8 protein-coding genes and 1 pseudogene are annotated in these 7,141 nt (G+C 68.7%); 7 read left to right on the top strand and 2 right to left on the bottom strand.

The annotated features are described in order from the left end of the window. The 3 genes from BT364_RS20790 to truA form a co-directional block, all read left to right on the top strand. On the top strand, positions 1–879 hold an 879-nt coding region (locus BT364_RS20790; RefSeq protein ID WP_072486707.1), incomplete at its 5' end, for a DNA-directed RNA polymerase subunit alpha. A 181-nt stretch (positions 880–1,060) separates the two neighbouring features. After that, on the top strand, positions 1,061–1,561 hold the full coding sequence (gene rplQ / locus BT364_RS20785) for a 50S ribosomal protein L17 (RefSeq protein WP_072486706.1): 501 nt from the start codon (positions 1,061–1,063) through the stop codon (positions 1,559–1,561). A gap of 97 nt (positions 1,562–1,658) precedes the next feature. Continuing rightward, on the top strand, positions 1,659–2,513 hold the full coding sequence (truA, locus tag BT364_RS20780; RefSeq protein ID WP_072486705.1) for a tRNA pseudouridine(38-40) synthase TruA: 855 nt from the start codon (positions 1,659–1,661) through the stop codon (positions 2,511–2,513). A 53-nt stretch (positions 2,514–2,566) separates the two neighbouring features. Here the strand turns inward: truA and BT364_RS20775 are convergent, their stop codons facing one another. Together BT364_RS20775 and BT364_RS20770 are read right to left on the bottom strand one after the other, a co-directional pair. Next, entirely contained in the window at positions 2,567–2,890 is a 324-nt protein-coding gene (locus tag BT364_RS20775) for a hypothetical protein (RefSeq protein ID WP_072486704.1), read from the bottom strand. Between the two features lie 286 nt (positions 2,891–3,176). Continuing rightward, a complete protein-coding gene (locus BT364_RS20770) occupies positions 3,177–4,022 on the bottom strand; it encodes a hypothetical protein (protein ID WP_072486703.1) in 846 nt (281 codons plus the stop codon). A 175-nt stretch (positions 4,023–4,197) separates the two neighbouring features. On the opposite strand from BT364_RS20770, the pseudogene BT364_RS44275 reads away from it, so the two are divergent. From BT364_RS44275 to rpsI, 4 genes and pseudogenes are all read left to right on the top strand, one after another. Next, positions 4,198–4,599, top strand: a pseudogene (locus BT364_RS44275) (ATP-binding cassette domain-containing protein); the annotation flags it as partial. Between the two features lie 366 nt (positions 4,600–4,965). Continuing rightward, the gene (locus BT364_RS44270) at positions 4,966–5,709 is read left to right on the top strand and encodes an ATP-binding cassette domain-containing protein (protein WP_371268629.1); all 744 of its coding nucleotides are present in this window, start codon (positions 4,966–4,968) and stop codon (positions 5,707–5,709) included. Positions 5,710–5,986: 277 nt separating this feature from the next. Next, entirely contained in the window at positions 5,987–6,430 is a 444-nt protein-coding gene (gene rplM / locus BT364_RS20760) for a 50S ribosomal protein L13 (RefSeq protein ID WP_072486702.1), read from the top strand. A 44-nt stretch (positions 6,431–6,474) separates the two neighbouring features. Further along, on the top strand, positions 6,475–7,002 hold the full coding sequence (gene rpsI, locus BT364_RS20755) for a 30S ribosomal protein S9 (RefSeq protein ID WP_072486701.1): 528 nt from the start codon (positions 6,475–6,477) through the stop codon (positions 7,000–7,002). Positions 7,003–7,141: the final 139 nt, after the last annotated feature.

Genomic DNA, 7,141 nt, shown 5'->3' with positions numbered 1-7,141 from the left:
GCCGCTGTCACCAGCATCCGGATCGACGGTGTCCTGCACGAGTTCACCACCGTGCCGGGCGTCAAGGAGGACGTCACCGACCTCATCCTCAACATCAAGCAGCTGGTCGTCTCCTCGGAGCACGACGAGCCGGTCGTGATGTACCTGCGCAAGCAGGGTCCCGGCCTGGTCACCGCTGCCGACATCGCCCCGCCGGCCGGTGTCGAGGTCCACAACCCGGACCTGGTCCTGGCCACGCTGAACGGCAAGGGCAAGCTGGAGATGGAGCTGACCGTCGAGCGCGGTCGCGGCTACGTCTCCGCCGTCCAGAACAAGCAGGCGGGCCAGGAGATCGGCCGTATCCCGGTCGACTCCATCTACTCGCCGGTGCTCAAGGTCACGTACAAGGTCGAGGCGACCCGTGTCGAGCAGCGCACCGACTTCGACAAGCTGATCGTCGACGTCGAGACCAAGCAGGCCATGCGTCCGCGTGACGCCATGGCTTCGGCCGGTAAGACCCTGGTCGAGCTGTTCGGTCTGGCGCGCGAGCTCAACATCGACGCCGAGGGCATCGACATGGGCCCGTCCCCGACGGACGCCGCGCTCGCCGCCGATCTGGCGCTGCCGATCGAGGAGCTGGAGCTCACGGTCCGTTCGTACAACTGCCTCAAGCGCGAGGGCATCCACTCCGTGGGTGAGCTCGTGGCTCGTTCCGAGGCCGACCTGCTCGACATCCGCAACTTCGGTGCGAAGTCGATCGACGAGGTCAAGGCGAAGCTGGCCGGTATGGGCCTCGCGCTGAAGGACTCGCCTCCCGGCTTCGACCCGACCGCCGCGGCGGACGCGTTCGGCGCGGACGACGACGCGGATGCCGGTTTCGTGGAGACCGAGCAGTACTGATTCGCCTCCGGCCGGGGTGCCCGGGTTCTCTGGGTGCCCCGGACCGGGCGAGGGCTTTGTCCTCGATCGCCGGACGGGCTTGATCCTGCCCGTCGGCTCTTGAACTTCCGTGTGGCGTCCGCCGCACGGGAACTGACACCGGTACCTGATACGGCCGGTGCAGCACACAAGGAGAAACACCATGCCGAAGCCCGCCAAGGGTGCCCGTCTGGGCGGCAGCGCCGCGCACGAGAAGCTGCTTCTCAACAACCTCGCGAAGTCGCTGTTCGAGCACGGCCGCATCACCACGACCGAGGCCAAGGCCCGTCGCCTGCGTCCGGTCGCCGAGCGTTTCATCACCAAGGCGAAGAAGGGCGACATCCACAACCGTCGCCTGGTGCTGCAGTCGATCACGGACAAGGGCGTCGTGCACACGCTCTTCACCGAGATCGCCCCGCGGTACGAGAACCGCCCCGGTGGTTACACCCGCATCACCAAGATCGGCAACCGTCGTGGCGACAACGCCCCGATGGCGGTCATCGAGCTGGTCGAGGCGCTGACCGTGGCCCAGCAGGCCACCGGTGAGGCCGAGGCCGCCACGAAGCGTGCGGTCAAGGAAGACGCCCTCAAGAAGGACGAGGCTCCGGCCGAGGCCGTCGAGGACGCCAAGCCGGCCGACGACGCCGAGTCCAAGGACGCCTGAGCGTTCTGAGACCACTGGACGGGCCCGCATCACCCTTCGGGGCGGTGCGGGCCCGTTCCGTATGTACCTGTGAGTAGCTGCGGAAAAGGACCCTTGGGTGAGTGACGAAGTGGAGCCCGGCTTCGTACGGGTGCGGCTGGACCTGGCGTACGACGGCAAGGACTTCTCGGGTTGGGCGAAGCAGACCGCCAGGCGGACCGTCCAGGGGGAGATCGAGGACGCCCTGCGGACCGTGACGCGGTCCTCGCGGACGTACGACCTGACCGTCGCCGGGCGGACCGATGCCGGGGTGCACGCGCGGGGGCAGGTCGCGCATGTCGATCTGCCGGACGAGGTGTGGGCCGAGCACGGGGAGAAGCTGCTGCGGCGGATGGCCGGGCGGATGGCGCCCGATGTGCGGATCTGGCGGATCGCGCCGGCGCCCGACGGTTTCAACGCGCGGTTCTCGGCGCTGTGGCGTCGTTACGCCTACCGCGTCGCCGACCGGCCCGGCGGGGTGGATCCGCTGGTGCGCGGTCATGTGCTGTGGCACGACCGGCCGTTGGACATGGCGGCCATGAACGAGGCGGCCGCCCGGATGGTCGGGGAGCACGACTTCGCCGCGTACTGCAAGAAGCGCGAGGGCGCGACGACCATCCGTACGCTGCAGAAGCTGAGCTGGGAACGGGACGAGGCGACCGGGATCCTGACGGCGACCGTGCAGGCGGACGCGTTCTGCCACAACATGGTCCGCGCGCTGATCGGCGCGGCGCTCTTCGTCGGGGACGGGCGCCGTCCGGCCGAGTGGCCGGCCCAGGTGCTCGTGGCCCGGGTGCGCGACCCCGGGGTGCACGTGGTGCGTCCGCACGGGCTGACGCTGGAGGAAGTCGCCTACCCGGCCGATGAGTTGCTGGCCGCCCGCGCCGTGGAGGCGCGCAATGTGCGCACGCTTCCCGGGGGCGGCTGCTGCTGAGGCCCGGTGGCGGGCCCTGTCCGGTCGGACCTGCCTGTACTGTGGTCCGTCCCTCAGGACGACGACCTGTCCGTGGACGAGGATTCCTTGCCTGGTGGGAGGGGGCGGTCCTCGAAGATCACCAGATGCCACGCACCTGCCGTCCGGATCACGGTGAAGGTGTCGCGGAGAGTGGTGCCCGTCCGGCCTGTCGCGGTGAGTTCGGCTGATCCGGTGTCGGGGCTTATGTCGTAGTCGATGCGCACGTCCGTGATCTTTAGATCCTTGCCGCCGTCGGCGGCAAGGATCCGGGCTGCTTCCCGCCGTGACCAGTCCTCGTCCGGGACGTCGCCGACTTTCATCAGGTCGGGAACGCTACGGGAGTTGAGGGCGCGCACGTACGATTCCACTGCTTGGCGGGCCCCGTGGGGTGATGCCGAAGGTTTGCTCGCGGGGTGGGATTCCGCGGGAGACGAGCATCCGGATGCCGCCAGCGTGACCGCGGACACCGCCGCTGTCAGAACGCCGGCCGTTCGTCGACGATTCATTGTGCTCCTTCGTCTGTTGGTCCGGTGTCCGTTGCGGGTTTCGCGCTGCGGCGGCGCTGCTTTTGATCCGCGTCGTCCTGGGGGCGACGATGCCGAGGCGTGCGCCCTCCCGTTGCAGGCACCCCTCCGCGCTGCGTCAGCCGGCGGGTGCGGTGGCCGCGGCCGAGGCCTGGAGTTCGCCGCGGCGGTGGATCTGACGGAACGTGAAGGTCGTCAGGTCGTCACCGGTGGCGTAGACGCTCTTGTCGGCCGTGGTGACGCTCTTGCCGTTGGTGAACCCGCTGATCGCGAAGTAGGCGTACCGGCCGTAGGAGTTGGCGGTACGGCGGCAGACCGATCCCGGCGGGCAGAAGGCCGGCACGCCCGCGCCGCTCAGCGTGGCGATGCTGCCGGTGGCCTGCCGGGCCGCCTTCTTGGCCTGTGCCTCCGTGGGGAAGACCGCGAGGCCGACGGTGACGGCGACGCCGTCCTTGCTGTACGTGGCCCGCACGACCTGGTCGCAGCCGTTGTTCACCAGGATCGAGCCGAGCGCGCCCTTCGTGGTCGCGGCGCAGTTCTTCGTCTGCTGCGTCGCGCCCTTGACGTAGACCCGGTCGCCCATCGTCAGCTTCTTGCCGGGGAAGAACCCGTCGACGGTGATCGGCGCCCGGTCCTTCTTCGCGCTGGAGATGTAGTCCTTCGGGTTCGGCGGGGGCGGCGGGGCCACCGAGGAGAAGGACGGCTCGGGCTCGGCGGTCTCGTTCGGCAGGCCGGTCGCCGCGGGCAGGTCGCTCGCGTGCTTGCCGGAGGTGTTGCTCTTGTTGGTCGAGATCACCGCCGTGGCCACGATCGCGCCGATCGCCGCGGTGGCGAGCACGCCGCCGCCGATCAGCAGCCACTTCTTGCGCCGGTTGCGCGCGGCGGACTCGTCGGCCAGCGCTGCCCAGTCCGGAGTCTGTGTGCCCCCGGGCCCCCAGGAGGGCTCCCCTTGCCCAAAGCTCATGCGGCGAATCCTAGAGGAGACGTAAACCGGTTGGGCCAGGGCTTCGCGGGCCGTGACAATGCTGTGCATGGGACATCTTGAAGCGGGCCATCTGGAGTACTACCTACCGGACGGGCGGGTGCTGCTCGGCGACGCTTCCTTCCGGGTGGCGGACGGGGCCGTGGTCGCCCTCGTGGGAGCCAACGGAGCCGGCAAGACGACACTGCTCAGGCTGCTCTCCGGGGAGCTCCAGCCGCACGGCGGTTCCGTCTCGGTGAGCGGCGGGCTCGGGGTGATGCAGCAGTTCGTGGGTTCCGTGCGCGACGAACGCACGGTCCGGGACCTGCTCGTCTCGGTGTCCCAGCCGCGTATCCGGGAGGCGGCCCTGGCGGTCGACAGGGCGGAGGAGCTGATCCTCGCCGTCGACGACGAGGCCGCGCAGATGAAGTACGCGCAGGCCCTGAGCGACTGGGCGGAGGCCCGGGGGTACGAGGCCGAGACCGTCTGGGACATGTGCACCACGGCCGCGCTCGGCGTCCCGTACGAGAAGGCGCAGTGGCGCGAGGTGCGCACGCTGTCCGGCGGTGAGCAGAAGCGGCTGGTGCTGGAGGCGCTGCTGCGCGGTCCCGACGAGGTGCTGCTGCTCGACGAGCCGGACAACTATCTCGACGTCCCCGGAAAGCGGTGGCTGGAGGAGAAGCTCAAGGAGACCCGTAAGACGGTCCTGTTCGTCTCCCACGACCGCGAGCTGCTGTCCAGGGCCGCCGAGAAGATCGTCAGTGTGGAGCCGAGCCCGGCGGGCAGTGACGTGTGGGTGCACGGCGCCGGCTTCGACACGTACCACCAGGCCCGCAAGGACCGGTTCGCCCGGTTCGAGGAGCTGCTGCGGCGCTGGGAGGAGGAGCACGCCCGGCTGAAGGCGCTGGTCCACAGGCTGCGGCAGCAGGCGGCGATCAGCCCCGACATGGCGTCCCGCTACCGGGCGATGCAGACCCGCTTCAAGAAGTTCGAGGACGCGGGCCCGCCGCCGGAGCCGCCGCGCGAGCAGGACATCAAGATGCGGCTGCGCGGCGGCCGGACCGGGGTGCGGGCGGTGACCTGCAAGAACCTTGAGCTGACCGGGCTGATGAAGCCGTTCGACCTGGAGATCTTCTACGGGGAGCGGGTCGCCGTGCTCGGCTCGAACGGATCGGGGAAGTCGCACTTCCTGCGGCTCCTCGCGGGCGAGCAGGTCGCGCACACGGGGGAGTGGAAGCTCGGGGCCCGGGTCGTGCCGGGGCACTTCGCGCAGACCCACGCCCATCCGGAGCTGCTGGGCAAGACGCTCGTCGAGATCCTGTGGACGGAGCACGCCAAGGACCGCGGCGGGGCGATGTCCGTGCTGCGCCGCTACGAGCTGGAGCGCCAGGGCGACCAGCCCTTCGAGAAGCTGTCCGGCGGGCAGCAGGCACGGTTCCAGATCCTGCTCCTGGAGCTGGCCGGAACGACCGCGCTGCTGCTGGACGAGCCGACGGACAACCTGGACCTGGAGTCGGCGGAGGCGCTGCAGGACGGCCTTGAGGCGTACGAGGGAACGGTGATGGCCGTCACGCACGACCGGTGGTTCGCGAAGTCCTTCGACCGCTATCTGGTGTTCGGCTCGGACGGTGTCGTGCGCGAGACGGCGGAGCCGGTGTGGGACGAGCGGAGGGTGGAACGGGCGCGGTAGCGCGCGGCGGCCGGAGCGGTGGTGACACGGCCCGGAACCCCGACAGGGCCGGGGTTCCGGGGCTGTTTTGACCCGTGCGGGGGAGCAACGGTATTCTTCTGGTTTGTTATGCGTATTGGCTTGGTCGTTCTCACGCGAGGGGCCCTTACGCCGGTCCACCGGGCCGATGACCAGCGGCAGGCACTCGGGTTGCGTCCCCGCAGCGCCGCCAAGGCTGGTGTGATCGTCCGGGTGGCCTTGTCAGGACCCACTCACTGAAGAAGCGAAGGCTACGACCGTGCGTACGTACAGCCCCAAGCCCGGCGATGTGACGCGCCAGTGGCACATCATTGACGCGCAGGACATCGTCCTGGGTCGTCTGGCCACCACGGCTGCGAACCTCCTCCGCGGCAAGCACAAGGCGATCTACGCCCCCCACATGGACATGGGCGACTTCGTCATCATCATCAACGCCGAGAAGGTTCACCTCTCCGGCAACAAGAAGACCCAGAAGATGGCGTACCGCCACTCCGGGTTCCCGGGTGGTCTGCGCTCCGTCCGTTACGACGAGCTGCTCGCCAAGAGCCCCGAGAAGGCCGTCGAGAAGGCCATCAAGGGCATGATCCCCAAGAACAGCCTGGGCCGTCAGATGCTCTCGAAGCTCAAGGTCTACGCGGGCGACCAGCACCCGCACGCTGCTCAGCAGCCGGTCCCGTTCGAGATCACCCAGGTCGCGCAGTAGTTCCGGCCTCCCCCTAAGACCAAAAGAAAGATCTGAGGAGAATCGTGGCCGAGACCACTGTTGAGAACCCCGTCGAGGGCACCGAGGGCGAAGAGGTCTTCGCCGAGGTGACCACCTTCGAGTCCGAGGTTCCCGTCGAGGGCGAGTACACCAGCGAGTCGCTGGCCTCCCGCTTCGGCGACCCGCAGCCCGCCGCCGGCCTTGGTCGTCGGAAGAACGCCATCGCCCGCGTCCGGATCGTTCCGGGCACCGGCAAGTGGAAGATCAACGGTCGCACCCTTGAGGACTACTTCCCCAACAAGGTGCACCAGCAGGAAGTCAACGAGCCCTTCAAGGTGCTCGAGCTCGACAACCGCTACGACGTCATCGCCCGCATCTCGGGTGGCGGCGTCTCGGGTCAGGCCGGCGCCCTGCGTCTCGGCGTGGCCCGTGCGCTGAACGAGGCCGACGTGGACAACAACCGTCCCACGCTGAAGAAGGCCGGCTTCCTCTCCCGCGACGACCGTGCGGTCGAGCGCAAGAAGGCCGGTCTCAAGAAGGCCCGCAAGGCCCCGCAGTACAGCAAGCGCTAATCCGCCTGCTCGTCTGCTTTACACGTTCGCCCCGGCGGCACACCTCGTGCTGCCGGGGCGTTCGTTTATCGGCACCCTCGGGCGTATAACGGCATAAGACGTTCATATGCTTGTTGCGTTGCTTTGGTTGTTTTGGTTT

It is taken from the genome of Streptomyces atratus, from assembly GCF_900119365.1.
Lineage (GTDB): Bacteria > Actinomycetota > Actinomycetes > Streptomycetales > Streptomycetaceae > Streptomyces > Streptomyces atratus_B.
This window is presented reverse-complemented; position numbering and strand designations above follow the sequence as displayed.